The sequence below is a fragment of the Erwinia sp. BNK-24-b genome, assembly GCF_047456155.1.
Taxonomy (GTDB): domain Bacteria; phylum Pseudomonadota; class Gammaproteobacteria; order Enterobacterales; family Enterobacteriaceae; genus Erwinia; species Erwinia phyllosphaerae.
In genome coordinates, this window is record NZ_CP179901.1 from 1,541,544 (window position 1) to 1,565,411 (window position 23,868).

Genomic DNA, 23,868 nt, shown 5'->3' on the forward strand with positions numbered 1-23,868 from the left:
GCTGAAATCGCGCGTACGTGCTCAGATGCGGGAGGAATTCTTACAACCTTCATCATTTTGCGCTACGCTGATAACCTGAAAGTCACTAAGGTAAACAATATGGACAAGACAGAGCCCAGGGAAAAAACGGTAGGCGTATTAATTATCGCTGCCGGTGTAGGGCAGCGTTTCAAGGCTGCGGGTGGCGCAACCGACAAGCTGCAGGCGGAATTTACGGATACTGAAGGACGGCGAAGGTCGGTATTCGCCCATAGCTTTTTCGCCGCGCTACAGAGTGGTCTGCCGATATGCGTGGTGACCAGACCTGAACAACAGGCCATTCGCCAGCTTTGCCAGCAGCACCACGTAACCACCGTGCTGGTGGAAAACACGCGCATGGGGGAGTCAATCGCTGCGGGCGTTCGGCAGATGGCCGCCTGGGACGGCTGGCTGATCCACCTTGCGGATATGCCGTTTATCACCGGCGCAACGCTGCGGCTGGTTGCAGATAAAGTGGTAGAGGACGGTATTGTCCGCCCGGTCTGGCAGGCTCGCCAGGGGCATCCGGTCGGCTTTGGCCGCCAGACCTTTAAGGCGCTCAGCACGCTGACGGATGAACAGGGCGCGCGCGGCCTGGCGCTGCATTTTCCTTTATATACGATTGAGCTGGAGGACGAAGCGGTCCTGCGGGATATCGATCTGCCTTCACAGCTGCCAGCGGGAGAAAAACATGCAGTCGCTAAATAGTCGCGTCATCAGCCAGGCGCTTGGCTGGATTGAACAGCAGCCCGTCTGGCTCTGCACCGTCATTAAAACCTGGGGTTCTGCCCCCAGGGCAGTGGGTTCGCTGCTGGTGGCTAATCAGCACGGCAACGTATGCGGCTCGCTATCCGGCGGCTGTGTGGAAGAAGATTTTTTGGCTCGCCTTCAGGCCGGGCAATATCGTCAGGCCAGCCAGGTTATCCGTTACGGTGATGGGGGCTTAGCGCCAGATCGGCCGCTGCCCTGCGGTGGTTCGCTCGAGGTGTTGATTGAATATCTGCCGTCGGACGCACAAAGCCTGGCTTATCTTCAGCGCCATGCCGCCGCGCTTGCAGACGGCAGTGCTTTAAGTAAAGGGCTAACGCTGCCCAATCGCTGCCGCATGCTGGCTGTCAGCGAAGATTCCGTCGCGACCGTTATGCGTGATGGCGACCAGCTGACGCTGACGTTTGCCGCTGCGCCTGGCGTGCTGATTGCCGGACTCTCCGCTGTCGCACTCTGCTGTAGCGAATTTGCGGTGGCGCTCGGTTTTGAAGTTACCGTCTGTGAAAACCGACCCGAAGTGCTGCGCGATTACGCCAGCAGCCTTAACGCGGCTGTCCAGCTTATCGAGCAGTTTCCGGCAAAATTTATCGAAACTCACGGCTGTCGACGTCACTGCGCGGTAGTTTCGCTGACGCACGACCCGCGTATTGACGATCTGACGCTGATGGAAGCCATTCATACCGACGCTTTTTATATCGGCGTTATCGGGTCACATCGCAGCAGCGATAAGCGGCGCGAGCGCCTGAGAACGATTGCAGAATTTACTGAAGAACAGTTGAACAGGGTGCATGCGCCGATAGGCCTGGCGATTGGCAGTAAAACGCCAGCCGAAATAGCGCTGGCGGTGATGGCAGATATTGTGATGCATAAGAACCGCGGGCCGCAGACCAGCCCGCAGGTGCTTACAGCAGTTTGTCCTGGGTAATCGGTAAGTCGCGAATACGTTTGCCGGTGGCGTGCCATACCGCGTTGGAAATGGCCGCCGCCACGCCGACAATGCCTAGTTCGCCCACTGCTTTGCCGCCCAGCACGGTTGCCAGATAATCGGGCTTGCCGACGTCGATAGTAGTCAGCTCAGGAATGTCTGCATTAACCGCCACCAGATAATCGGCCAGGTTAGCGTTGGTGATGCGGCCGTCCCTGTCGTCAATGGCGCCTTCTTCCAGCAGCGCCTGGCCAATACCCATTACCATGCCGCCAATCCACTGGCTTTCCGTCAGTTTTGGATTGTAGATACGGCCCGAGTCAAATGCGCCCACCATTCTTTTTACCCGCACTGTACCAAAATCTTCATCAACCGCGACCTCGACAAAAATGGCGCTCCAGCTGTGGGCAGAAACGCCACCTTCCGTCGGCGGCACCATCATCGAAGAGGTGCTGTCAGCTTTGTTGCGATCGTCCTCGCTGGCCGTTGTTGCAAAGGTGTCCTGATGGGCGATCAGTTTATCGTTACCGCTCAGCCTTAACAGCTCGCTAAAGCTGACGCGCAGATTGGGTTTGTCGCTTAGCCAGAGAAAACCGTCCGCCAGCGCTACCGCTGCCGGAGATTGCTGCCATAACGGCGATTTCTCGGTGCTGACGGCCAGCGTAATCAGCATATCCCTCAGCGCCAGCGCCGTTTTATGTACCGCACCGGTCAGCAGGTTGGCCAGCTGGGAACCGCCCGCGACGGGCGCTCGCGGCAGCAGCGTATCGCCAAGCAAAACGGTAATACTTTCCGGCGCGACCAGCAGCACATCCGCCGCCGTTTGCGCCAGAATGGTATAGGTGCCGGTACCGATATCCACGCCGCTGCTTTGCACTTCAAGACGCCCGTCGGCATACAATACTATCTGCGCTTCGCCAGGCGTGCGGCGCACCGGATAGGTGCCGGAGGCCATTCCCCAGCCAATCAGCTGGCGTCCTTCGCGCAGGCTGCGCGGTTCCAGAGGACGCTTGCTCCAGCCAAACGCGTCGGCACCCTGCTGGTAAGCCTCGCGCAGCTGGCGAGAGCTCCAGGGAATTTTGGCCTGCGGATCCTGCTCCGCGTAGTTTTTTAATCGCAGCGCCAGCGGATCCATTTTCAGCGCCCAGGCCAGTTCGTCCATCGCAACTTCCAGTGCAAAAGCGCTGGGATTCTCGCCCGGCGCGCGCATCCAGCTCGGGTTAACGGTATTAAGATGAATCAGCTTGTGGTGCGAAAGAAAATTTGGCGACGCGTACATTAGCGGCGTAACGGCGTTGCAAGGCTCTTTATGCACATCGTTTAGCGCGGTTTCGTTCCAGCTGTCATGCACAATGGATTGCAGCGTGCCATCCCGGCTGGCACCCAGCGCCAGCTGCTGGTGAGTGCGCGGTCTGCCACCAAACGCGGTAAAGGTTTGCGGGCGGGTTAGCGCCAGCTTCACCGGACGTTTAAGCTCGCGTGCCGCCACGCAGGCCAGCGCGCTGTGTGGCTGAATACCGCCTTTACAGCCGAAGCCGCCGCCAACGTAAGGCGAAATCACCCGAACCTTTTCGCGATCGATAGCCATCCATTCAGAAACAACCTGGCGCGCACCGCCTACCCACTGACTGGGTTCCCACAGCGTCAGGCTGCCGTCCTGCCAGTGCGCGATGCAGCCGTGCGGTTCTATTGGCGAGTTATATTCTCTGGGCGTGGTATAAACGCCGCCGATCTGCACCTCGGCCTGAGCCAGCGCCGGGACCGCATCACCCCATTCAATGGTTAAAGCATCTACCGTTTCGGGCCTGGCGTCAGGATTATCGGGATGGACAATGGCGGCCTGCTGTTCGTATTCGGTTTCGATCAGCGCGGCCGCTTCGGTGGCCTGCTCCAGTGTTTCAGCCACCACCAGCGCAATATGCTGACCGTTCCACAAAACCTTGTCGTCCTGTAATGGCAAAAAGGCCTGAGCGGCCGCGCCGCCCTGACCAAAGGTCTTTGCCGGGTGAATAATCAGGCCGCTATGATGGTTATAGACGGCAAGAACGCCAGGGGACTGGCGCGCCCGTTCAATATTCATGCTGCGGATGCGGCCATAAGGAATGGTCGACTGCACCACCACCGCATAAGCCATATTCTCCAGCGATTTTTCAATCGCATAGGTAGCCAGCCCCTGAATTTTCAGGCGGCCATCGGCGCGATCTAACGGGCTACCCAGCGCCTGTTTTCGGGTTGCAGTCTGCGCTTCTGTCATGCTCATGCCAGGCCTCCCACGGTCATTAACGCTCTGGCGACCACGCGCGGAGCAAGAATAATTTTGTGGCCGTTGTGCTGGCGAGCGATAGCGCCCTCGGTCACTTTTTCAGCCGCTTTACGTAACGTTGCTTCATCCAGCCGCTGTCCGCGTAAAGCCTGTTCAACCTGATAAGCACGCCAGGGTTTTGTCGCCACGCCACCCAGCGCAACGCGGGCTTCTTTGATCGTCAGGTTATCGTCTTCCAGCTCCAGGCCAACGGCGGCGCTGGCGGCGGCGAACTCGTAGGAGCTGCGGTCGCGGACCTTAAGATAGTGCGAGCGAGCTAAAGCCGCGCTGCGTGGCAGCGTCAGGCTCACGATCATTTCGCCATAAGCGAGCTGGTGCTCAAGATCGGGACGATCTTCCGGCAGGCGGAAAAAATCCGTTACCGTGACGGAACGCTGTTCGCCGCGGGCGTTTTGCAGATTTAACACGGCATCAAAAGCGGTCAGCGCCACGGCAAAATCGCCGGGGTAAAGCGCAATACAGCTGTCGCTGGTGCCCAGAACCGCGTGGTTATGATTCAGACCATCCAGCGCGGCGCAGCCAGAGCCGGGCTGGCGTTTATTGCAGGCGGAATAGGCCAGCGGATCGCGGAAATAGCTACAGCGGGTACGCTGCAGGATATTGCCGCCCAGCGAAGCCATATTGCGTAACTGCGCCGAAGCGGCCAGCGACAGGCTTTCCGCCAGCGCCGGAGCAAAGGTTTTTACCGTTTTGCTGTCGGCCGCCTGGCTCATTTTTACCAGCGTGCCCAGCGTCAGCGTGCTGTCGCTTAAGGTGATATCGTTCAGGCCGGGCAGGTGGGTGATATCTACCAGGGCAGCGGGGCGCTCCACGCCGCACTTCATCAGATCTAACTGCGTCGTACCTCCGGCAAGAAAGCGGGTTTCAGGCTGACTGCCCAGCGCGGTAGCGTTGGCAACGTCAGCGGCGCGTTGATAGCTAAATTCTCTCACGATACGATCTCCTGCCTGACTCGCGCGGCGGCATCCTTAACGGCCTTCACGATATTGGGATAAGCGCCGCAGCGGCACAGGTTGCCGCTCATATATTCACGAATTTCATCATCGGAATGCGCATGACCTTCTTTGATACAGGCGACGGCCGACATAATCTGGCCAGAAGTGCAGTAGCCGCACTGGAAAGCGTCGTGTTGCAAAAAAGCAGCCTGCACCGCATGCAGCGTGCCGTCTGCTTCCGCCAGCCCTTCGATGGTGGTAATTTCCCTGCCTTCCGCCTGGGCCGCCAGCGTCAGACAGCTCAGCACGCGCTCGCCGTCAATATGTACCGTACAGGCGCCGCACTGGCCCTGGTCGCACCCTTTTTTAGAGCCGGTTAAGCCAATATGTTCCCGCAGCGCGTCCAGCAAGGTAGTACGTGGATCGATCGTCAGAAGGCGAGTCTCGCCGTTCACGATTAACTGCATGGCGTGATGGTGTGTCATTGTCGTCTCCAGATTGGGGAGGTCACCGACAGCATGCGCAGCGCTATGCCAGCGACACTGTCACATTGCTTTAAAAACAGGTAAGCCTGTAAAGGGGGAACACAAGCGATCGCTTTTTTAGATGAGCGTATCGGAAAGATAAGGATAGTCAGGAACGGCAAAAAAAAGTGAAAGCGGCGTGCTTTAAGCTCGCGTTTAAAAAAGTTTCCCGCGCGTTATAAGTCCAACAAGCGGACGCATAAGCCAAAATCACGCCTGCGCTGACGAATAAATTTTTTCGGCACGCTGAATAAACCGATCTGGCAGCATGCTGACCATCAGACTAAAAAAGGGCGAAAGGGCGAGCTTCAGAAGACGACCAGAGAAGCGATACGTCACGCGGAAAGTGACGATACAGCCAGCCCCCTCGCTGCAAGGCGCAAAAAACCAGTCGCCGGAAAAGGCGGCAAGGAACGATCCGGAAACCAGCCGCAGATGCAGCGATGTATGAGGATGGAAAGTGGCCCGCGTGGTCAGGCTCAGCTGGGGAAGCTGCTGGTAGCGCAAGCCAATGCGTACCAGCTGGCTGTCATCCTGCTGGTTTAAGATTTCGACCTGGCTGCACCAGGGTAAAAACTCAGGATAGGCCGCGACATCGGCAACCAGCTCATACATCTGGCGCTGGCTAAAACTAACCTGGATACGTTTCTCAAAAGTGGTCATTTTTTTAAACCTTTCTGTTGCGACCGGAGCCAGCAGGCATCATTGGCTGATGCTAAGGAGTAACATCCGCAGGCTTATTGATCCGTCGCAACAAATTCATCATGCATCGCCGAAGGTTTTAGGCGGATATTTGCGAGCTACTTTCCACATTAGCCTTAGCGCTTTGTCACATTCATAGAATTTTCGGAAGATATTTCCAGCTTCTTTATAAAGCGAGATGCGTATCGAAAGCAGCAAGCGCATTATCCTGCACTATAGGTTTGCATCTATATAGCCTGGAAGCTATAGTGACAGGGAGTAAAGTATGTGGAAGATTAAAACAACCGATCGGTTTGACTGGTGGTACAGCGCATTGCAGGACAAGGAGCGAGCCTGCGTACTGGCAGCGCTAATGGTGCTGAGAGAAAAGGGACCTGCTGTGCGCGGCCAGAAAAGCAGGGAACGAAAAGCGTTTTTATGACGATCGCTATTGCGGATCGGGAACTGACCGATTATCTCAATAAAACACGAGGTTTATGATGAGAACACTGGAGCATATCCTGGCGGAGGAAAAGCCAGACGTTGTTGCCGAAGCGGAAGTACTGGCAGCCGAACTACGTTTGAATATCCATCTGGCAGAACTGCGCGAACGCGTACAAAAAACCCAAACTGAAATGGCGCAGGCGCTGGGAGTAAAACAGCCCACGGTAGCAGGGATGGAAAAACCGGGACGCGATATCAAGCTTTCTACGCTAAAACGCTATATTGAGGCGGCAGGTGGCAAATTGCAGCTGCGCATAGACCTGCCGGACGGGTCACACTATGGCTTTGTGCTGTAAGAATAGCGTTAATACCAGGTTTAGTCCTGGCCGTTGTGCTGAAGGGTTGCGGGTACCCGCGCTGTGTCCGTGACCCCGAATTTTTCAATAGGGTACCTTGCCCGCAAGAAGTTCCGAATCGTTAACCTGGCAGTTTTTTTATGACAAATACTGTTTGATAAACAATCCTTATATCTGCTGAATCCAGCAGCCTGTTTCTCTGAAGTGTTTAAAAACCCATCGGTTAGCGGAGCAGGAGGCAACCATGATGATTTTCAACGTTTTTGGCCGAACAATGGGGATAAAAGCGATAAATTCTGGCTGGGCGCTATATCGGGTAGATCTTAACGAAAACAAATTTTCCCGTTTATATGATTACTCTGTCCCGGCTGATTTAAGCTCCGACGAGCTGGTACAGTGGCTGGATGATATTTTCCATGAAGCGGCTACGGCAAAAAATCCTGTCGTAAAACGACTGGCCTGACGCTTTTGCCTTTACTGCCTGATTCAGGCCGTTAAACCGCCCCCGCTGACCCGCCGCCATAAAGTGTAAAAAGCTCTGCAATATCATAACGGGCTGTCTGCCCGACCACCAGGCTGGTCTTCTGCCAGCGGCATCTTGTTCATTACCGTCAGCCCGCCGTTTCTGTACCAGAAAATTCACAAAAATAACCCTAATGACGTGATCTGGCGCAAATTACCTGACATTAAATCGTTAACTTCAGAGTAACGATCGGCGTCAGGGGTTGTTTGATGGATACCCCTGCAAGGCTCATACTTTCTGCGTTCGTTATCATGCGAAACGTTAATTCAGGAGGTTAATCATGCCATCAGATCAACAAACGGCGCGCGTCTGGAACAGGCGACGCACGGAAAAGCAGCGGCGAATAGCGTCGGTTCCGGTACAGGGAAAAGTCCTCCCTACAGACGGGATGGTCGAAATGCTGGAGCGGTTGATTTCACCAGAAGATCGCGTAGTGCTGGAAGGGAACAACCAGAAACAGGCCGACTTTCTTTCCCGCATGCTGGCGCAGGTTAATCCGCAAAAAGTTCACGACCTGCATATGATTATGCCCAGCGTCGGGCGCAGTGAACACCTTGATATCTTTGAAAAAGGGATAGCGCGCAAGCTTGATTTTTCCTTCTCCGGCCCGCAAAGCCTGCGCATTTCGCAGCTGCTGGAAGATGACCAGCTCGAAATCGGCGCCATCCATACCTATATCGAACTCTACGCCCGCCTGTATGTTGATCTGGCGCCCAACGTCGCGCTGGTGGCCGGTTATAAAGCCGACCGCAAAGGCAATCTTTATACCGGGCCGGGAACGGAAGATACGCCCGCGCTGGTCGAAGCGGCGGCGTTTCACGACGGCATCGTTATTGCTCAGGTTAACGAACTGGTAGAAGACGAGTGCGACCTGCCGCGCGTTGATATCCCCGGTTCCTGGATTGATTACGTGGTGGTTGCTGATAAACCTTTCTTTATTGAGCCGCTGTTCACCCGCGATCCGCGCCTGATCAAGCAGGAACATATCCTGATGGCGATGATGGCCATTAAAGGCATTTACGCAGAGCACCAGGTCCAGTCGCTCAATCACGGCATTGGTTTTAACACCGCCGCCATCGAACTGCTGTTGCCCACCTATGGCGAACAGCTCGGCCTGAAAGGCAAAATCTGCAAGCACTGGACGCTGAACCCGCATCCGACGCTGATACCGGCTATCGAAAGCGGCTGGGTAGAGAGCGTGCACTGCTTTGGCGGCGAGCTGGGAATGGAAGAGTATGTCCGCGCGCGTCCCGATATCTTTTTTACCGGCGCAGACGGCTCGATGCGCTCCAACCGTGCTATGTGCCAGCTTGCCGGCCAGTACGCTGTGGACATGTTTATTGGTTCAACACTGCAAATTGATGGTCTCGGCAACTCCTCTACCGTCACGCGCGGTCGCCTTTCCGGCTTCGGTGGCGCGCCAAATATGGGCCACGATCCGCATGGTCGCCGTCACGCTACTCCTGCCTGGCTGGCCATGAAAAACGGCCCGGATTTGATGGCGCGTGGCCGCAAGCTGGTGGTGCAGATGGTTGAAACCTTCCAGGCGGGCGTCAAACCCTCTTTTGTCGAAAAACTGGATGCCATCGAAGTGGCGAAAAACGCCAGTATGCCGCTTGCGCCGGTGATGATTTATGGCGATGACGTCACCCACGTCCTGACGGAAGAAGGTATCGCCTATCTCTACCGTGCCGAAAGCCTGGAAGAGCGCCGCGCGATGGTCGCAGCGGTGGCAGGCATCACCGACGTTGGCCTGGGCGTAGATGCGAAGCGCGTAACCGACCTGCGCCGCAGCGGCAAGGTAGTCTTCCCGGAAGACCTCGGAATTCGCCGTGCTGACGCAACGCGCTCGCTGCTGGCTGCCGGTAGCGTTGCCGATTTAGTCGAATGGTCCGACGGACTTTATAACCCACCGGCCAAATTCCGGAGCTGGTAATGAAACGACTCGCGCCGCAATCGGTAGAAACCCGTCTGCAACAGCTGGCGCAGTGCGCGACCGATTGCCTGATTACAGAAGTGAACCTGACGCCGAAGCCGGGACTGGTGGATCGTCGCGGGAGCGGCGCGCATCGGGATCTGACGCTGGCGCTGATGGAGCGCTCTGCCCACAGCCTGACGCCAACGTTTTATGCGCTTGCCCAGCAAAGCTGGCGGCGTCCGGCCGACGTGGCGCTGCGAGAAACCGTAGGTCGTCTTGGCCGTGAAGGTGAGCGCCAGATGATGGCCGCCACGGCGGGCGTCAATACCCATCGTGGCGCGATTTGGGCGCTGGGCCTGCTGGTCAGCGCGGCCGCCATGCTGGACGGCAATGCCGGAAGCCAGCAGCTGTGCGATACCGCCGCCGCGCTGGCTCGTCTGCCCGACCAGGCCGCGCCAAAAACTTTTAGTAAAGGGCTGCGTGCGGTGCATCGTTTTCAGGTGCCGGGCGCACGCGAAGAGGCGCAGCAGGGCTTTCCGCATATTACCCGGCTTGCGCTGCCGCAGCTGCGGCGCAGCCGTCGTGCCGGGGCAGACGAAACCGCCGCCCAACTCGATGCGCTGATGGCGATCATGACTTCGCTAACCGATACCTGCGTACTGAATCGTGCAGGGCTTGCGGGCATGCAGGCGATGCGCACCGGTGCACAAGCGGTGCTGGACGCAGGCGGTTATGCGCAGGCGGCGGGTCGTCAGGCGCTGGAACAGCTGGATAACAGGATGCTGGCGCTGAATGCGTCGCCGGGCGGCGCGGCCGATTTACTGGCCGCCACGCTCTTTATCGACAGGCTGGCATCGCCACTCATTTAAGAGGTTGCTATGGAAAATATAACGTTGTCTTACCCGGCCCGCCGCAAGCTCAGCGGTAAAGCGCTGGCTGGCGTAGTAGGTTCAGGCGATATGGAAGTGTTATACACCGCGGACAGCGGCGCGGCGCTTAACGTGGCTATCACCACCTCGGTGGATAACAGCCAGTCACGCTGGGATGCGCTGTTCAGCCGCCTGGCAGAATTAAGCGACTTGCCTGCCGGAAAGCTGGTTATCCACGACTTTGGCGCGACGCCCGGCGTGGCGCGTATCCGTATCGAACAGGTGTTTGAGGAGGTAAACCATGCGTGATGACAGCAGCTTTATCGAACTGCGCGCCCGTCAGCGTGCCATGACATTGCTGGATGAAGGCAGCGCGCGCGAACTGCTCGATCCCTTTGATGGCGTCATGTCGCCGTGGCTGGAAAAGCAGGGCATTGTGCCGCAGGCCGACGACGGCATGGTGGTAATGAAAGGCACGCTTAACGGCAAGCCCACGGTGGTTATCGCCATCGAAGGTACCTTCCAGGGCGGCAGCATGGGCGAAGTTTCCGGTGCCAAAATGGCGGGCGCGCTGGAGCTGGCGGCGGAAGATAACCGCAACGGCGTGCCGACCCAGGCGATATTGTGCCTTGAAACCGGCGGCGTACGCCTGCAGGAAGCCAACCTCGGCCTGGCTGCGATCGCCGATATTCATGCGGCGATTGTCGATTTGCGCCAGTACACGCCGGTTATCGGCATTGTTGCCGGCACCGTCGGCTGCTTTGGCGGCATGTCGATTGCGGCCGCGCTGTGCAGCCATCTGATTGTAACCCGCGAAGCGCGTCTTGGCCTGAACGGGCCGCAGGTTATCGAGCAGGAAGCGGGTATCGATGAATACGACTCGCGCAACCGGCCCTTTATCTGGAGCATGACCGGCGGTGAAATCCGCTATCAGAGCGGGCTGGTGGATGCGCTGGTGAAGGATGGCGTACAGGCGATAAAAACAGCGGTGAACGATGCGCTGGCGCAAGGCGTTCCGGCACAGCATCGCAGCGAAAATTACGCTTTCTATCTGGAAAGGCTAAGCCGTTTTGATACCGCTCAACAGGCCAGCACCGACACCATTCATCAACTCTTTGCTACGGAGGAAAAATCATGAGCGCATCCAACAGCCGCGGCGATCTGTGGCTTACCAGATTAACCGCCGGTGCCGCACGTCATGATGGCCTTTGCCCTTCGGTACAGGTAGCCGACAGCGAGCTGAATGGCGAAATCGCCCGCTTTATCGCCGTGGTGCCTGATGCACACAATCGCTATCCGCGAGCGGCGCAAGGTGAAGTTGGCCTGCTGGAAGGCTGGACGCTGGCAAAAGTGGTGCAGGAAACCATTGCTGAAGATGCTGACCGTGCGGTTAAGCGCCCGATTGTCGCGGTTATCGACGTGCCAAGCCAGGCATATGGCCGTCGTGAAGAGGGATTCGGCATCCACCAGGCGCTGGCGGGCGCGGCGGGCGCCTATGCCCAGGCGCGTCTGGCCGGGCATCCGGTGATTGGCCTGATCGTCGGCAAAGCGATGTCCGGCGCGTTTCTGGCGCATGGTTATCAGGCCAACCGACTGATTGCTTTTAACGATCCGGCCGTACAGGTGCACGCAATGGGGAAAGCCTCGGCGGCGCGCATTACATTGCGCACCGTTGAAGCGCTGGAAAAGCTGGCCGCCAGCGTGCCGCCGATGGCCTATGACATTGGCAATTACGCGACCTTCGGCCTGCTGTCGTCGCTATTGGATATCGCTAATCCCGATGCGCCAGCCGATGAAGACGTGCAGCGGGTTCAGACAACCTTAGCCAACGCTGTCCGCGATGCTCGTCAAAAACCGGGCCGGAGTGCGCAAACCGCGCCCGAACGCCACGGCTCGACGCTGGTGCGTGAACGTCTTCGCGCCAGCTGGTAACCCTTAAAAAATAATTCAACCTGCCGGCTGTCAGTATGCCGGACGCTCACGGCGTCCGGCCTCTGCGGCAACTGAAAAAATTCGATACATCGCGTCTGCTTTCACTCTTTTAATAACAAACAGGTGATTTATGACTTACGTGATTCTGCACGCGCTTGCCCCGATTTTTATTATCATGCTGCTGGGGTTCTGGGCTGGCAAAGCAAAAATGGTTGATAACAAGAACGTCTCTCTACTCAATATCTTTGTGATGGATTTTGCCTTGCCCGCCGCGCTGTTCAGCGCGACGGTGCAGACGCCGTGGAGCGGCATAGTGGCGCAGACGCCGCTGATAGCGGTACTGACGTTGGCGATGTGGATCGCCTATGCGGTGCTCTATTTTGTGGCTACCGGCATCTTTAAAAAATCACCGCAGGATGCGGCAGTGCTGACCTTGACGGTGGCGCTGCCTAACTACGCCGCGCTCGGTTTGCCTATTCTTGGCAGCGTGGTGGGCGAAGGCTCGGCGACCTCGCTCTCCGTCGCGGTCTCTATCGCCTGCGGTTCAGTGCTGATGACGCCGTTTTGCCTGCTGATTCTGGAACGCGAAAAAGCGCGCGCCGCCGGAGAAACGCAGCGCTCTACGCTGGCAATGCTGCCGGTACTGATGTGGCGCTCGGTTAAAAAACCGATTGTCTGGGGCCCGCTGCTGGGCGTCGTGCTGTCGGCTATCGGCATTAAAATGCCGGATCTGGTACTGACCGCCATTAAGCCGCTTGGCCTGGCGGCAACTGCGGCGGCGCTGTTCCTTACAGGCGTTATCCTCTCTGCGCGCCAGCTTAAAATTAACAGCATGGTGCTCAGCTCTACCGTGACCAAGCTGTTGATTCAGCCCGCGCTGGCCTGGGGCCTTGTGCTGCTGTTTGGCCTGCACGGTACGGTGGCGATTACCGCTATTCTGATGATTGCGCTGTCGGCAGGTTTCTTTGGCGTGGTGTTCGGCAACCGCTTTGGCGTGCAGTCGCCGGATGCGGAAGCGGTATTGCTGCTAAGCTCGCTGTTATCCATTTTATCGCTGCCGCTGTTTATCTCGTTAACCGCAGGAATGTAAATGACCCTTCATCCGCACGATTTACTCTGGCTACGCGCTGGCGCAACGCTCATTAATATCCAGGAGAGCTGGGTGGCGCAGCAGTGGGACAGTCGGCAGCCCGTGGTGGTGCGGAGGGATGTGACAGATAACGGCAAAATCCCGATTGGCGTGCGCGGCAGGGCGCGGCATCAGCGCGCGGCGGGCTGGGTACTGGCGCAGGATATTGAGCGTGTGACAACACCAGAGGAACTGCTTGATACAGCGTTGCCGCAGGATTTTCAGGCGCACGCCACCGTGCAGGCACTGAATACCCTGACGCAGCAGCGTTGGCCATGGCGCTGGGGCGTGACCGGCAGCACCGGTTTCGCGCTGGCGACCTCGCTGCCGGTACTGCATGCCCAAAGCGATCTCGATCTGCTGATCCGCGCACCTCAACCGCTGGTGCCGGATGATTTCATACTGTGGCAGCAGCAGCTGAGCGCTTTACCGTGCCGCGCGGATACGCAGATTGAAACGCCGTCTGGCGGCTTTGCGCTTAACGAGTGGCTTCGCGGCAAAAGCGTGCTGCTTAAAACCGCACGTGGCCCACGCCTTACCGCTTTTCCCTGGGCAGAGGAGAACAGATGAAAACGATGCTTACCTTTCCCGGTCAGGGCACGCAGCGGCCCGGCATGCTGCAGGCGCTGGCTAAGGATGCAACCTGGCAGACCGCCCGCGAAGTGCTGGGCGATGAGATTAGCCAGCTTGATTCCGCCGAAGCGCTCGAGCATACCCGCGCGGTACAGCTGGCGCTGCTGATTAGCGGCGTCTCGGCGGCGCGCCGTTTGCAGGCTGACGGCGTTCAACCCGATATGGTCTGCGGCCTGTCGATAGGCGCCTTTGCGGCGGCGGTCACCTCTGGCGCGCTGGATTTTGCCGATGCGCTGCGGCTGGTGGCGCTACGCGGCGACCTGATGGAGCAGGCGTATCCGCACGGCTACGGCTTAACGGCGATTAGCGGCCTGACGCTGGCGCAGATCGAAGCGCTGGTGGATGAAAAGAACAGCTTTATTGCCAACATCAACGCCGAAACGCAGATTGTGATCGCCGGTAGCGATGCGGCGATGGAGGAGGTGGCTCGCCAGGCGCTACGCCATGGCGCACAGCGCGCGCGGCGGCTGGCGATCAGCGTGCCGTCACACTGTGCATTATTGGCGCAACCGGCACAGCAGTTGAAAACAGCCTTTGAAAACATAACGCTTCAGCGACCGCAGATTGCGTATTTGAGCGCCAGCAGCGCGCGCGTTATCTGGCAGCCTGAGCGTATTGCAGAGGATTTAGCCATGAATATGGCCCGCAGCGTGCGCTGGCACGAGTCGATGGAGGCGGCAAAAGAGCGCGAAGTGCGGCTGGTAATAGAAATGCCGCCCGGTGAAGTGTTGACCGGCCTGACGCGAAGCGTGCAGAGCCAGGGTGAATGTATTGCGCTGGAGCGCAGCGGCGTCGAACTGGCGCAGCGGCTGTTTCAGCGGCTTGCCCACGACTAAGCCATTTTGCTATTAACGCGAACCGCTTTTAGCGGCTGATCACGAGCGCTGAACTTTACCCATGATGTGAACCGCTTTTAACGGCTTGCCAGCGCGCGCTGAGCTTTTTCCTGCAGGCTTAGCGCAAACATACGTCCTTCGGCCACCAGCGCCAGCAGGTTAGGATCGAATTCGCGGTTGCGCGGAAAGACGATAGCAATCTGCTGACGCATCTGGTACGGCTCGGCCAGCCGCAGAAAAAAGAGGTCGTTCTCATACTGCTTACGCATTCTGCCCGGCACCAGCGAATAACCCATCCCCGCCTGCACCAGGCTCAGCATTGAAAAGATATCGTTGACGCGCGTAACGATATTGGGCTCAAACCCCGCAACGTGGCAGGCTTCCTGAAAACCGGCAAAGGTGGCAAACCCTTCCGCCAGTGACACAAAAGGCTGATTGCTGTAGTCGCGCAAATCCACGTTTTCTTCACCGCTCGCGCCGTCGCCATGCGGCACCGCCAGAAAAATATCATCCTGAAACAGCGCTACCTGCTCAAATACTTTGTCATCGATCTCCGCTTCGCTAACCGAAATAATAATCGCATCCAGCTGGCTGTTTTTCAGCGCGTTCAACAACAGCTCGTTAGAACCCATCGTGAGGTTCAGCTCCAGCTCCGGACGGCGTAGCTTCATCTTCATGATCAGCCGCGGCACGGTTTCCAGCGACAGGGAGTACAGCGTGCCGATACGCAGATTGCCCAGCCCAAGACCCGCCGTACGCAGGGCTTCATCAATGCCCTGGCTCAGCGTAGCCAACGCTTCGCGGCTGTACTCCAGCAGCGTTACGGCGGCGGGTAGCGGCACCAGATTGCGGCCTTTGTGCTCAAACAGCGGGCAACGCAGACTGTCTTCCAGCGTATGCAGCGCGCGGTGCACGCTGACGGTGCTGATACCCAGCGTTTCCGCCGCTCTGGCCAGGTTTCCTGTTTCCATATAGCAGCTAAAAATCAGCAACTTGCGTACGGTCAGGTCGTTATCGATAGTCAGTTTCATCGTTATCCGGCTGTCAAATAAGCGTTAAAAAGAGTGAAAGGATAAGACAACACACCAGACGCCGTACTGCATTTTTTGCGGCGTTGCGTTTCGCCATCTTATCGCACAGCTACAGAATGCCAAAACGGCCTGACTCCCCCCTTACGGTACTCCGCCAGGCGGAATTGTCTTGCCTTGTCGCCGGGGTTACGTTATTTATTTAGGAAGCGATCACTCAACAATTGGACGGGTAACGTCATGACAGAGTCTGTTCAGGTTTCACCTCGCGGTCGTCCAAGGCGCTTCAACGAAGAGCAGGTGCTGGATCGCGCGATTGAATTATTCAGTACTGCCGGTTATTCGGCCGTCGGCATCAACGATCTAGCGCGCGTCACCGGTCTTAAGGTCGGCAGCATCTATAAGGCCTGGCAAAGCAAAGAGAATTTCTTTGCCAAAGCGCTCCAGCGCTATATCGCGCTGCGCGAAACGCAGATTTGCCACTCTCCGACCAAGGATAACAATGCGCGAGCGCGTATTGCCGGGCTTCTGCATCTGTATGTTCGCCTGAGCCAGGGTAAGGATGGGGCGCTGGGCTGCATGATGGTGACCGGCATTACGGAGATCCCCAATTTTTCTTTCACTGGCGACATTCTGCGTCAGCAAATCGCCAGCCGTCGGCAATTACTCAGCGACCTGGTGGCGCTGGGCCAGCATGACGGATCTATTACCTGTACCACTCCGCCTGCCATCGTTGCGGACATTCTGATCGCGCTGCTTTACGGCATGCGGGTGTTGGGCAAAGCGGAATCCTTTATTAACGCCAGTGACGCCGATGTTTACGTCGCGGCAGCGCTCAGGATTCTGGACCAATAACGACAACACATTAAGGAAACAGCCTGTGGAAAAATTTGATCTGCCGCCTGCGCCAGCAGGATTCGAGCACCGGTTTGTTCGCGCCGATGGCCTGAGATTTCACTACGTTATTGGGGGAGCAAACGTACCGGAAACGATTGTGCTTTTCGCCGGTTTTCCTGAAACCTGGTATGCCTGGCGGCACGTCATGCCCGCGCTTGGCGAGCGGTTTCGCGTTATCGCCATCGATCTGCCTGGCCAGGGCGACAGCGACAAGCCCTTAGACGGATACGATACGCAAACGGTGGCGGAACGTCTGCATGCAGCGCTCGCGGCAGCGGGCGTAACGCGCTATCACCTTGTCGCCCACGATGTCGGTGCCTGGGTCGCGCTACCGTACGCTTTGTTGTTCGGCGATGAAGTCAGCTCGCTGGTGTTAATGGATGCGGGCATACCTGGCGTCACCATGCCGGAGTTTCTCCCGTCCTCGCCCGATAAGTCCTGGAAGACGTGGCACTTTTCCTTCCATGCGCTGCCGGATCTGCCGGAAATCCTGTTGCAGGGCCGCGAGCGGGAATATCTGACCTGGTTTCTGCGGGAAAAAAGCGCCAGTCCCTACTGCTATTCCGATGAAACCATAGAAATTTATCTCCGCGCTTTCACCGCGCCTGGCGGAGTACGGGCTGGCCTGAGCTTTTATCGCGCGGCGGCAAAGTCTGCGCAGCAAAATAAAGCGCTGCTGGCGACAAACAAGCTGGCAATGCCGGTATTAGGGTTAAGTGCAGACCAGGGATCGATCCCTGATATCGCTGCGGCGGTAAAACCTTATGCTGTCGATATCAGGGGAGAGGTGATTGCAAACTGCGGCCACTTTCAGCCTGAAGAGCAGCCGCAGGCGGTAAGCAACGCGGTGCTTAAATTTATTGATGCGGTGAACCGTCTTTAACGGCGTGCTGGAAAAATTTATCTGTCCGGCTGCTTACTGCGGGCAAACCATTCGACTCCTTTAAGCAGCCCACGCCAGTAAAAAACGGGAAGAAACCGCGTCGTTAAAAACCATGCCAGACGGCTGGGATGGCTGGGTTCTAACGGAAAAGTCGGCAGCAACCTGTTGTTATAACCATATTCTGCCAGCACGACTTTGCCTCGCTTAACGGTAAGAGGACAGGAGCCGTAGCCATCGTAATGGCTAGCCGGTTCTTTTCCCTGCATAACGTTACGCAGATTTTCCGCCACTACCACAATCTGTTTCCTGGCCGCCGCCGCCGTTTTTGAGGCCGGGGCTGAGCAGCAGTCCCCTAAGGAAAAGATGTCAGGATATTTTTGATGCTGTAACGTCGTGCTGTGTACGTCGCACCAGCCATCCACATTAGCCAGACCGCTTTTTGCTATAAAATCTGGCGCGGTCTGAGGCGGTACAACGTGCAGCATATCAAAGCGTTGCTCGACGTGGCGATCGGGCTGTCCCGGCTCAGTAATATGGAACGTGGCGAGGCGCTTTTCTCCATCAACTTTAACCAGGGAGGAAGAACAGGTGACCGTTGCCGTATAGCTATCAAGGTAAGATTTTAAGACGGGAATAAAATAAGGGACGCTAAAAATTGCTTCTCCCGCCAGGTTAAACGAAACGTTGATATCATTTAAGCGGCCTGTTTTCTGCCAGTGTTCGCATGACAGATAAAGAGCTTTTTGCGGCGCGCCAGCACATTTGAAAGGGGGTTTAGGCTGGGAAAAAATGGCATTGCCGCTTTTTAACTCTTTGACTAATTCCCAGGTGTAGGCGGCCAGGCCGGGCTGGTAATTAGAGGTCACGCCATTGCGGCCCAGCGTTTCCTCCAGTCCTGCAATACGATCCCAGCGCAGCACTAACCCGCTGGCGATAACCAAATAGTCATAGTCTATTACTCTTCCTGACTGCGTCGTCACGGCGTGTTGCTCGGGAGAAACGCTGGCAACATATTCCTGAATCCACCGTGTTTCGGCAGGAATAACTTTAGCGAGAGGTCGGGCGGTACGACTATTGTGATAAAGCCCTGCGCCTACTAATGTCCATGCAGGCTGATAAAAATGATTTTCATTCGGTTCAATGAGGGTGATATTAAGGTTTTTAACGCGCTTTTTTAAGCTGGCTATCAGGCCAACGCCAGCCGTTCCGCCGCCAATCACGACGAGATGTGCAGGTTTTTTTGCGTTGCCGGGACCCATCGCTTCACTCCTTTAAAGAGACTTTAAAAACTTATCATAGCTGGATGGGAGCATAGCGCATCCTTATTCATCGTTCGCATCCGATAGCGGGAGGTAATAAAAAGCCCCAACAGCTCAGTATTGGGGCGAAGGGAATAGCGTTATCACTTTGGAGAAGGCGGCGTTTTATTCCGCGACTTTTTCACCCGTGCCGACCACAGGTTTTTGCCATTGGGATTCCAGCTCTTCCAGCGATTTCCCCTTGGTTTCCGGTACAAATTTCCACATAAACAGCGCTGCCAGCACGGCCATTACGCCATACAGCCAGTAGGCGAAGCCGTTATTAAAATGAGCATTAAGCGTGCTGTTTTTATCCATCATAGGGAATGTCCACGACACCAGATAATTGGCCAGCCACTGTGCTGCGACGGCGACGGACATCGCTTTGCTGCGGATGCGGTTGGGAAAAATCTCTGCCAGCAGAACCCAGCAGACAGGCCCCCAGGAAATCGCAAAGGAAGCCACATAAAACAGCATTGCCCCCAGCGCCACCACGGCGGACATTTTCCCGTAGAAGGCGGTGCCCAGCGTAAACATTCCTATAGCCATTCCCAGCGCGCCGATAATTTGCAGCGGTTTACGGCCAAAATTGTCTACCGTCATAATAGCAATGGTGGTGAAAATCAGATTAATGACGCCCACAATAATCGTTTGCAGCAGCGCCACATCGGTACTGGACCCCACAGAACGAAAAACTTCCGGCGCGTAATAAAGCACCACATTAATGCCGACAAACTGCTGGAATACGGAAAGCATAATGCCAATAACAATAATGCCGACCCCAAAAGAAAAGAGCGGCGAACGGCTGGTGGTGCCGGCATTAACCGAGTGAAGAATGGTATGCAGTTCTTTCTGGCCCTGTACTTTACCCAATAGTTTTTCCAGCACGGCAGCAGCCTGCGCCTGCATGCCTTTGGCCGCCAGCCAGCGAGGGCTTTCCGGCACGACAAATAACAGCAAAAAGAAAAGCAGTGACGGAACGGCACCGGAAAGAAACATAAAGCGCCAGCCCATCGTATCCAGCCAGTTCGCACTGCCTGAAAGCGCAATGCCGTAATTAACGCAGTAAACCAAAAGCTGGCCCAGAATAATGGCAAACTGATTACAGGCAACCATGCGGCCACGAATATTTGCCGGCGTAATCTCCGCAATATACATAGGGGAAATCATAGAAGCCAGGCCAACGCCAATGCCGCCGATAATACGAAATATAACAAACTCGCTAAGGTAGCCGGAAAGATAATAAGGTACGCCGCCGTCAGCGCTGATAGCGCGATGGCCAATCTCAGGAAAAGCCGAACCTAACGCCGACAGAAAGAACAGGACGGCAGCAATCAGCAGCGTCTTCTTTCGGCCCAGGCGGGCGCTTAACGGGCCGCCCAGCATGCCGCCGATAATACAGCCGATGAGCGCGCTGGCCACACAAAAACCCAGCAGCGAGTTCGCCGCCGATTCGCTTAGTCCTCTTGGGCCGATAAAGACTTTCTCCAGCGAAGAAACGGTACCGGATATTACCGCCGTATCATAACCGAATAATAATCCGCCCAGCGTTGCCACCAGCGTGATAGAAATAATATAGCGATTGTTGGCTTTTATTTCAGTTGCTATTGCCATAACAAACCTCTTGAGAAAGGGAATGCCGGAAAGGCCCGTTTTTATCTTTAATAATTGCAGGCTGATAATTTAACGTCGCGGCCAGGAACTATGTTCGATCGTGAAAATGATTGTCGCGAGACAAAACATAATCTTCCGGATGGGCTAAGGGAATTACAATTTTTTGTAATCAATAGCGGCATTTTGCTTTTCATGATGACGATCACAGGTTGTTGTTTTTCTTCACGGCTGCGGTTAAATGCGGCTTTGTGATCGCCGTCATAGTTGGGATTTTACAGCATGGGCTTGTGAAATTTTATAATTGTCCGGGCGCCTTTGTTATCTGCATAGTGAATCTGCTTTCGTTAATCCATGAAATAAAAAATTAAGGAACGTGCTCATGGCAGATTATTTTGATGGTATCAACAAGATTGCTTATGAAGGCTGCGACAGTCAGAACGACCTGGCCTTTCATTTTTATAATCCGGATGAAATTATCCTGGGTAAAAGCATGAAGGAACATTTGCGGTTTGCTGCCTGTTACTGGCATACCTTCTGCTGGGCGGGCACCGATATGTTCGGCACGGGCGCTTTTGAACGCCCCTGGTTTAAGGGCGGTAACGAGCTGGAACAGGCGAAAGCGAAAGCGGAGATCGCCTTTGAGTTTTTCGACAAGCTTAACGTGCCGTTTTACTGTTTTCACGACGCTGACGTTGCGCCACAGGGTAGCTCCATCAAGGAATACCTCTATAACTTTGCCGTGATGACGGACGTGCTGGCGGAAAAACAGCAGCAGACCGGAGTAAAACTGTTATGGGGGACGGCGAACTGCTTTACGCATCCTCGCTATGGCGCGGGCGCTGCGACCAGCCCGGATCCGGAAATCTTCGCCTGGGCCGCCGTACAGGTTAATGCCGCGATGGCCGCCACGCAAAAACTGGGCGGCGAAAATTATGTGCTGTGGGGCGGCCGGGAAGGTTACGAAACCCTGCTAAATACCGATCTGAAGCAGGAGCGCCAGCAAATTGGCCGGTTTATGCAGATGGTAGTAGAGAATAAACACCGCATCGGCTTTAACGGTACGCTGCTTATCGAGCCAAAGCCGCAGGAGCCGACCAAACATCAGTACGACTACGACGTCGCTACCGTGTACGGCTTTTTGCGGGAATTTGGTCTGGAAAAAGAGATTAAGGTCAACGTAGAGGCAAACCATGCCACGCTTGCCGGCCACTCTTTTCAGCATGAGATCGCCACGGCGGCCGCGCTGGGTATCTTCGGTTCCGTTGACGCTAATCGCGGTGATTTGCAGCTCGGATGGGACACCGATCAGTTCCCGAACAGCGTTGAAGAGAATACCCTGATTATGTATGAAATCCTTAAAGCGGGCGGTTTTACCACCGGCGGGCTGAATTTTGATGCCAAAGTCCGTCGCCAGAGCACCGATCCTTACGATCTCTTTTACGCGCATATCGGGGGGATGGACGTAATGGCACAGAGTTTACGCATTGCCGCTCGTCTGCTTGAAGAAGGCCGGCTGCAACAGGCTTGCGCAGCGCGCTATGCGGGCTGGAAAGGTAAGCTGGGCCAGGAGATCCTTGCCGGAAATTTCTCTTTGCAGGAGCTGGCGCGCTTTGCTGAGGGATCGGCGCTCTTTCCCGAGCACCGCAGCGGCCATCAGGAGCGGCTGGAAAACATTGTTAACCAGGCCATTTATCATAAGTCTTAAGCGGAGCCAGGCCGGAGGAAGCAGCGCATGTATATAGGTATCGATCTTGGTACGTCCGGGGTTAAAGCCGTATTGCTGGATGAAAACAATCAGGTTTTAGCCAGCCATACGGAACAGCTAACGGTTTCCCGACCTCATCCTCTGTGGTCGGAACAGGATCCGGAAGCGTGGTGGCAGGCGACCGACAAGGTCATGCTTGCGCTGGCGGCGCAGCGCTCGCTGCGCCAGGTTCGGGCTATCGGGTTAAGCGGACAGATGCACGGTGCCGTGCTGCTGGGACGCCAGCAGCAGATCCTGCGGCCAGCAATTTTATGGAACGATGGCCGCAGCGCCCGGGCCTGCCAGGAGCTGGAGGAGTGCGTGCCGGATGCCAGAAGCATAACCGGTAACCTGATGATGCCCGGCTTTACCGCGCCGAAGCTGCTATGGGTCAAAGAGCATGAAGCTGATATTTATCGGCAGATAGCGCGCGTTCTGCTGCCGAAAGATTACCTGCGCTGGCGGATGACCGGCGAGTTCGCCAGCGACATGTCGGATGCGGCGGGCACGATGTGGCTGGATGTCGCCAGGCGTGACTGGAGCGACAGGTTGCTGGCCGCCTGTGGTCTCTCGCGTGAGCAAATGCCGACGCTGTTTGAAGGTAATCAGGTGACGGGGCAGGTAGCCGCGGCGCTGTGCCAGCGCTGGTCGCTTCCTGCCGGGCTTGCCGTCGTAGCGGGCGGGGGCGATAACGCAGCCGGGGCGATTGGTGCAGGGATCTGGCAGCCGGGGCAGGCAATGCTGTCGCTGGGGACGTCCGGCGTTTACTTTGCCGTCAGCGAGCGTTTTCTGAGTAATCCCGAGCGTGCGGTACACAGCTTTTGCCATGCGTTGCCCGACAGCTGGCATCTGATGTCGGTAATGCTCAGCGCCGCTGCCTGCCTGGACTGGGCGACGCGGCTCACCGGCCAGCCTTCCGTGGCGGCCTTGCTCGCCCTGGCGGAAAAGGCACGGCTCTCAGATCGCTCGCCCTGTTTTCTGCCCCACCTGTCCGGCGAGCGCACGCCCTATAATAATCCCGCCGCCACCGGCGTCTTCTGGGGGTTTACTCATCAGCACGGGCCGGAAGATTTGGCCATGGCGGTGCTGGAAGGCGTAAGCCTGGGACTGCTGGAAGGTATGGAGGCGCTGCACGCCAGCGGCATCCGGCCTTCTGCCATCACGCTGATCGGCGGCGGCGCGCGCAGCGCTTTCTGGCGACAGCTGCTGGCGGATATATCTGGCGAAGCGATGGATTACCGGACGGGCGGCGACGTCGGCCCCGCGCTGGGTGCCGCCCGGCTCGCCCGCATGAGCTGCTATCCGGGCGTCTCTCCGGCTGAGCTGTTGCCAGAACTGCCGCTGGAATCGCGCTATAGGCCTCGTGCGGGGCAGCTGGATTTTTACCGGCAGCGCCAGGCACTGTTTAAACAGCTTTATCAGCAGACCGCTGCTTTATAAGGAATGCTACCGCGCTGCTGTAAAAATGTCAGGATGCCGTACTGATTGAGTCTGTCAGCAGTCTGGGAAACCGCCCCGCGCGGTTTCTTTTTTTCTCGTTTTGTTGATCGCACCGACAGGCTTGTCTGCTGCTGCCTGCCATCCCTTGTC

General features: G+C 56.5%; 23 protein-coding genes and 1 pseudogene. 17 read left to right on the top strand and 7 right to left on the bottom strand.

The features are described 5' to 3' along the window. The first annotated feature begins 99 nt into the window (after positions 1 to 99). A complete protein-coding gene (locus ACMGGR_RS06940) occupies positions 100 to 726 on the top strand; it encodes a nucleotidyltransferase family protein (RefSeq protein ID WP_414148480.1) in 627 nt (208 codons plus the stop codon). Then, on the top strand, positions 710 to 1,711 hold the full coding sequence (locus tag ACMGGR_RS06945; protein WP_414148481.1) for an XdhC family protein: 1,002 nt from the start codon (positions 710 to 712) through the stop codon (positions 1,709 to 1,711). The genes ACMGGR_RS06940 and ACMGGR_RS06945 overlap by 17 nt, the downstream gene beginning before the upstream one ends. Here the strand turns inward: ACMGGR_RS06945 and ACMGGR_RS06950 are convergent. From ACMGGR_RS06950 to ACMGGR_RS06965, 4 genes are all read right to left on the bottom strand, one after another. After that, positions 1,689 to 3,971, bottom strand: a complete 2,283-nt coding sequence (locus ACMGGR_RS06950) for a xanthine dehydrogenase family protein molybdopterin-binding subunit (protein WP_414148482.1) — start codon at positions 3,969 to 3,971, stop codon at positions 1,689 to 1,691. The genes ACMGGR_RS06945 and ACMGGR_RS06950 overlap by 23 nt on opposite strands. Further along, on the bottom strand, positions 3,968 to 4,966 hold the full coding sequence (locus ACMGGR_RS06955) for an FAD binding domain-containing protein (RefSeq protein WP_414148483.1): 999 nt from the start codon (positions 4,964 to 4,966) through the stop codon (positions 3,968 to 3,970). Before ACMGGR_RS06955 ends, ACMGGR_RS06950 begins: the two co-directional genes overlap by 4 nt. Further along, positions 4,963 to 5,454 carry a (2Fe-2S)-binding protein gene (locus ACMGGR_RS06960; protein ID WP_246757752.1) on the bottom strand — a complete coding sequence of 164 codons (492 nt, stop codon included), beginning with the start codon at positions 5,452 to 5,454 and terminating at the stop codon, positions 4,963 to 4,965. Before ACMGGR_RS06960 ends, ACMGGR_RS06955 begins: the two co-directional genes overlap by 4 nt. Before the next feature lie 249 nt (positions 5,455 to 5,703). Continuing rightward, positions 5,704 to 6,156, bottom strand: coding sequence for a type II toxin-antitoxin system RatA family toxin (locus tag ACMGGR_RS06965; RefSeq protein WP_414148484.1), 453 nt, complete (start codon positions 6,154 to 6,156; stop codon positions 5,704 to 5,706). Positions 6,157 to 6,460: 304 nt separating this feature from the next. Between ACMGGR_RS06965 and ACMGGR_RS06970 the strand changes: the two are divergent. The 11 genes and pseudogenes from ACMGGR_RS06970 to mdcH all read left to right on the top strand — a co-directional run. Further along, a pseudogene (locus tag ACMGGR_RS06970) lies at positions 6,461 to 6,577 on the top strand (diaminopimelate decarboxylase); the annotation flags it as partial. A gap of 94 nt (positions 6,578 to 6,671) precedes the next feature. Then, a complete protein-coding gene (locus tag ACMGGR_RS06975; RefSeq protein ID WP_414148485.1) occupies positions 6,672 to 6,974 on the top strand; it encodes a helix-turn-helix domain-containing protein in 303 nt (100 codons plus the stop codon). A 244-nt stretch (positions 6,975 to 7,218) separates the two neighbouring features. Then, positions 7,219 to 7,437, top strand: coding sequence for a hypothetical protein (locus ACMGGR_RS06980; protein WP_414148486.1), 219 nt, complete (start codon positions 7,219 to 7,221; stop codon positions 7,435 to 7,437). A 340-nt stretch (positions 7,438 to 7,777) separates the two neighbouring features. Beyond that, positions 7,778 to 9,433 (top strand): malonate decarboxylase subunit alpha, encoded by a 1,656-nt coding sequence (gene mdcA / locus ACMGGR_RS06985; protein ID WP_246757748.1) that lies wholly within the window; start codon positions 7,778 to 7,780, stop codon positions 9,431 to 9,433. Further along, complete coding sequence (locus ACMGGR_RS06990; protein WP_414148487.1) at positions 9,433 to 10,284, top strand: triphosphoribosyl-dephospho-CoA synthase; 852 nt, start codon at positions 9,433 to 9,435, stop codon at positions 10,282 to 10,284. The genes mdcA and ACMGGR_RS06990 overlap by 1 nt, the downstream gene beginning before the upstream one ends. Before the next feature lie 9 nt (positions 10,285 to 10,293). Beyond that, positions 10,294 to 10,593 carry a malonate decarboxylase acyl carrier protein gene (gene mdcC, locus ACMGGR_RS06995; RefSeq protein WP_246757746.1) on the top strand — a complete coding sequence of 100 codons (300 nt, stop codon included), beginning with the start codon at positions 10,294 to 10,296 and terminating at the stop codon, positions 10,591 to 10,593. After that, entirely contained in the window at positions 10,586 to 11,422 is an 837-nt protein-coding gene (locus ACMGGR_RS07000; protein ID WP_246757745.1) for a biotin-independent malonate decarboxylase subunit beta, read from the top strand. The genes mdcC and ACMGGR_RS07000 overlap by 8 nt, the downstream gene beginning before the upstream one ends. Next, positions 11,419 to 12,216 (top strand): biotin-independent malonate decarboxylase subunit gamma, encoded by a 798-nt coding sequence (mdcE, locus tag ACMGGR_RS07005; protein ID WP_414148488.1) that lies wholly within the window; start codon positions 11,419 to 11,421, stop codon positions 12,214 to 12,216. The genes ACMGGR_RS07000 and mdcE overlap by 4 nt, the downstream gene beginning before the upstream one ends. Before the next feature lie 130 nt (positions 12,217 to 12,346). Then, entirely contained in the window at positions 12,347 to 13,306 is a 960-nt protein-coding gene (locus ACMGGR_RS07010; protein ID WP_246757743.1) for an AEC family transporter, read from the top strand. Beyond that, the gene (locus tag ACMGGR_RS07015) at positions 13,307 to 13,915 is read left to right on the top strand and encodes a malonate decarboxylase holo-ACP synthase (RefSeq protein ID WP_414148489.1); all 609 of its coding nucleotides are present in this window, start codon (positions 13,307 to 13,309) and stop codon (positions 13,913 to 13,915) included. After that, on the top strand, positions 13,912 to 14,814 hold the full coding sequence (gene mdcH / locus ACMGGR_RS07020) for a malonate decarboxylase subunit epsilon (RefSeq protein WP_414148490.1): 903 nt from the start codon (positions 13,912 to 13,914) through the stop codon (positions 14,812 to 14,814). Before ACMGGR_RS07015 ends, mdcH begins: the two co-directional genes overlap by 4 nt. A 77-nt stretch (positions 14,815 to 14,891) precedes the next feature. On the opposite strand, the gene ACMGGR_RS07025 is transcribed toward mdcH, so the two are convergent. Then, positions 14,892 to 15,845 carry a LysR family transcriptional regulator gene (locus tag ACMGGR_RS07025; RefSeq protein ID WP_414148491.1) on the bottom strand — a complete coding sequence of 318 codons (954 nt, stop codon included), beginning with the start codon at positions 15,843 to 15,845 and terminating at the stop codon, positions 14,892 to 14,894. Positions 15,846 to 16,082: 237 nt separating this feature from the next. Between ACMGGR_RS07025 and ACMGGR_RS07030 the strand changes: the two genes are divergently transcribed. Both ACMGGR_RS07030 and ACMGGR_RS07035 read left to right on the top strand, forming a co-directional pair. Then, positions 16,083 to 16,697 (top strand): TetR/AcrR family transcriptional regulator, encoded by a 615-nt coding sequence (locus ACMGGR_RS07030; protein WP_246757739.1) that lies wholly within the window; start codon positions 16,083 to 16,085, stop codon positions 16,695 to 16,697. A gap of 25 nt (positions 16,698 to 16,722) precedes the next feature. Beyond that, the gene (locus ACMGGR_RS07035; protein ID WP_414148492.1) at positions 16,723 to 17,622 is read left to right on the top strand and encodes an alpha/beta fold hydrolase; all 900 of its coding nucleotides are present in this window, start codon (positions 16,723 to 16,725) and stop codon (positions 17,620 to 17,622) included. Between the two features lie 17 nt (positions 17,623 to 17,639). On the opposite strand, the gene ACMGGR_RS07040 is transcribed toward ACMGGR_RS07035, so the two are convergent. Both ACMGGR_RS07040 and xylE read right to left on the bottom strand, forming a co-directional pair. Further along, positions 17,640 to 18,881 (bottom strand): FAD/NAD(P)-binding oxidoreductase, encoded by a 1,242-nt coding sequence (locus ACMGGR_RS07040; protein ID WP_414148493.1) that lies wholly within the window; start codon positions 18,879 to 18,881, stop codon positions 17,640 to 17,642. A gap of 165 nt (positions 18,882 to 19,046) precedes the next feature. After that, complete coding sequence (gene xylE / locus ACMGGR_RS07045) at positions 19,047 to 20,534, bottom strand: D-xylose transporter XylE (RefSeq protein WP_414148494.1); 1,488 nt, start codon at positions 20,532 to 20,534, stop codon at positions 19,047 to 19,049. A gap of 379 nt (positions 20,535 to 20,913) precedes the next feature. Between xylE and xylA the strand changes: the two genes are divergently transcribed. Then, positions 20,914 to 22,239 carry a xylose isomerase gene (gene xylA, locus ACMGGR_RS07050; protein ID WP_414148495.1) on the top strand — a complete coding sequence of 442 codons (1,326 nt, stop codon included), beginning with the start codon at positions 20,914 to 20,916 and terminating at the stop codon, positions 22,237 to 22,239. A gap of 27 nt (positions 22,240 to 22,266) precedes the next feature. Further along, on the top strand, positions 22,267 to 23,718 hold the full coding sequence (gene xylB, locus ACMGGR_RS07055; protein ID WP_414148496.1) for a xylulokinase: 1,452 nt from the start codon (positions 22,267 to 22,269) through the stop codon (positions 23,716 to 23,718). Positions 23,719 to 23,868 lie beyond the last annotated feature (150 nt).

Coding starts and splice junctions, on each gene's coding strand:
- mdcE (WP_414148488.1), top strand. CDS start 11,419: ATGAGCGCATCCAACAGCCGCGGCGATCTGTGGCTTACCAGATTAACC.
- ACMGGR_RS06980 (WP_414148486.1), top strand. CDS start 7,219: ATGATGATTTTCAACGTTTTTGGCCGAACAATGGGGATAAAAGCGATA.
- xylB (WP_414148496.1), top strand. CDS start 22,267: ATGTATATAGGTATCGATCTTGGTACGTCCGGGGTTAAAGCCGTATTG.
- ACMGGR_RS06950 (WP_414148482.1), bottom strand. CDS start 3,971: ATGAGCATGACAGAAGCGCAGACTGCAACCCGAAAACAGGCGCTGGGT.
- mdcH (WP_414148490.1), top strand. CDS start 13,912: ATGAAAACGATGCTTACCTTTCCCGGTCAGGGCACGCAGCGGCCCGGC.
- ACMGGR_RS07025 (WP_414148491.1), bottom strand. CDS start 15,845: ATGAAACTGACTATCGATAACGACCTGACCGTACGCAAGTTGCTGATT.
- ACMGGR_RS07030 (WP_246757739.1), top strand. CDS start 16,083: ATGACAGAGTCTGTTCAGGTTTCACCTCGCGGTCGTCCAAGGCGCTTC.
- xylE (WP_414148494.1), bottom strand. CDS start 20,534: ATGGCAATAGCAACTGAAATAAAAGCCAACAATCGCTATATTATTTCT.
- ACMGGR_RS06945 (WP_414148481.1), top strand. CDS start 710: ATGCAGTCGCTAAATAGTCGCGTCATCAGCCAGGCGCTTGGCTGGATT.
- ACMGGR_RS06965 (WP_414148484.1), bottom strand. CDS start 6,156: ATGACCACTTTTGAGAAACGTATCCAGGTTAGTTTTAGCCAGCGCCAG.
- ACMGGR_RS07040 (WP_414148493.1), bottom strand. CDS start 18,881: ATGGGTCCCGGCAACGCAAAAAAACCTGCACATCTCGTCGTGATTGGC.
- ACMGGR_RS06960 (WP_246757752.1), bottom strand. CDS start 5,454: ATGACACACCATCACGCCATGCAGTTAATCGTGAACGGCGAGACTCGC.
- ACMGGR_RS06940 (WP_414148480.1), top strand. CDS start 100: ATGGACAAGACAGAGCCCAGGGAAAAAACGGTAGGCGTATTAATTATC.
- ACMGGR_RS06990 (WP_414148487.1), top strand. CDS start 9,433: ATGAAACGACTCGCGCCGCAATCGGTAGAAACCCGTCTGCAACAGCTG.
- ACMGGR_RS07000 (WP_246757745.1), top strand. CDS start 10,586: ATGCGTGATGACAGCAGCTTTATCGAACTGCGCGCCCGTCAGCGTGCC.
- ACMGGR_RS07015 (WP_414148489.1), top strand. CDS start 13,307: ATGACCCTTCATCCGCACGATTTACTCTGGCTACGCGCTGGCGCAACG.
- mdcA (WP_246757748.1), top strand. CDS start 7,778: ATGCCATCAGATCAACAAACGGCGCGCGTCTGGAACAGGCGACGCACG.
- xylA (WP_414148495.1), top strand. CDS start 20,914: ATGGCAGATTATTTTGATGGTATCAACAAGATTGCTTATGAAGGCTGC.
- mdcC (WP_246757746.1), top strand. CDS start 10,294: ATGGAAAATATAACGTTGTCTTACCCGGCCCGCCGCAAGCTCAGCGGT.
- ACMGGR_RS07010 (WP_246757743.1), top strand. CDS start 12,347: ATGACTTACGTGATTCTGCACGCGCTTGCCCCGATTTTTATTATCATG.
- ACMGGR_RS06975 (WP_414148485.1), top strand. CDS start 6,672: ATGATGAGAACACTGGAGCATATCCTGGCGGAGGAAAAGCCAGACGTT.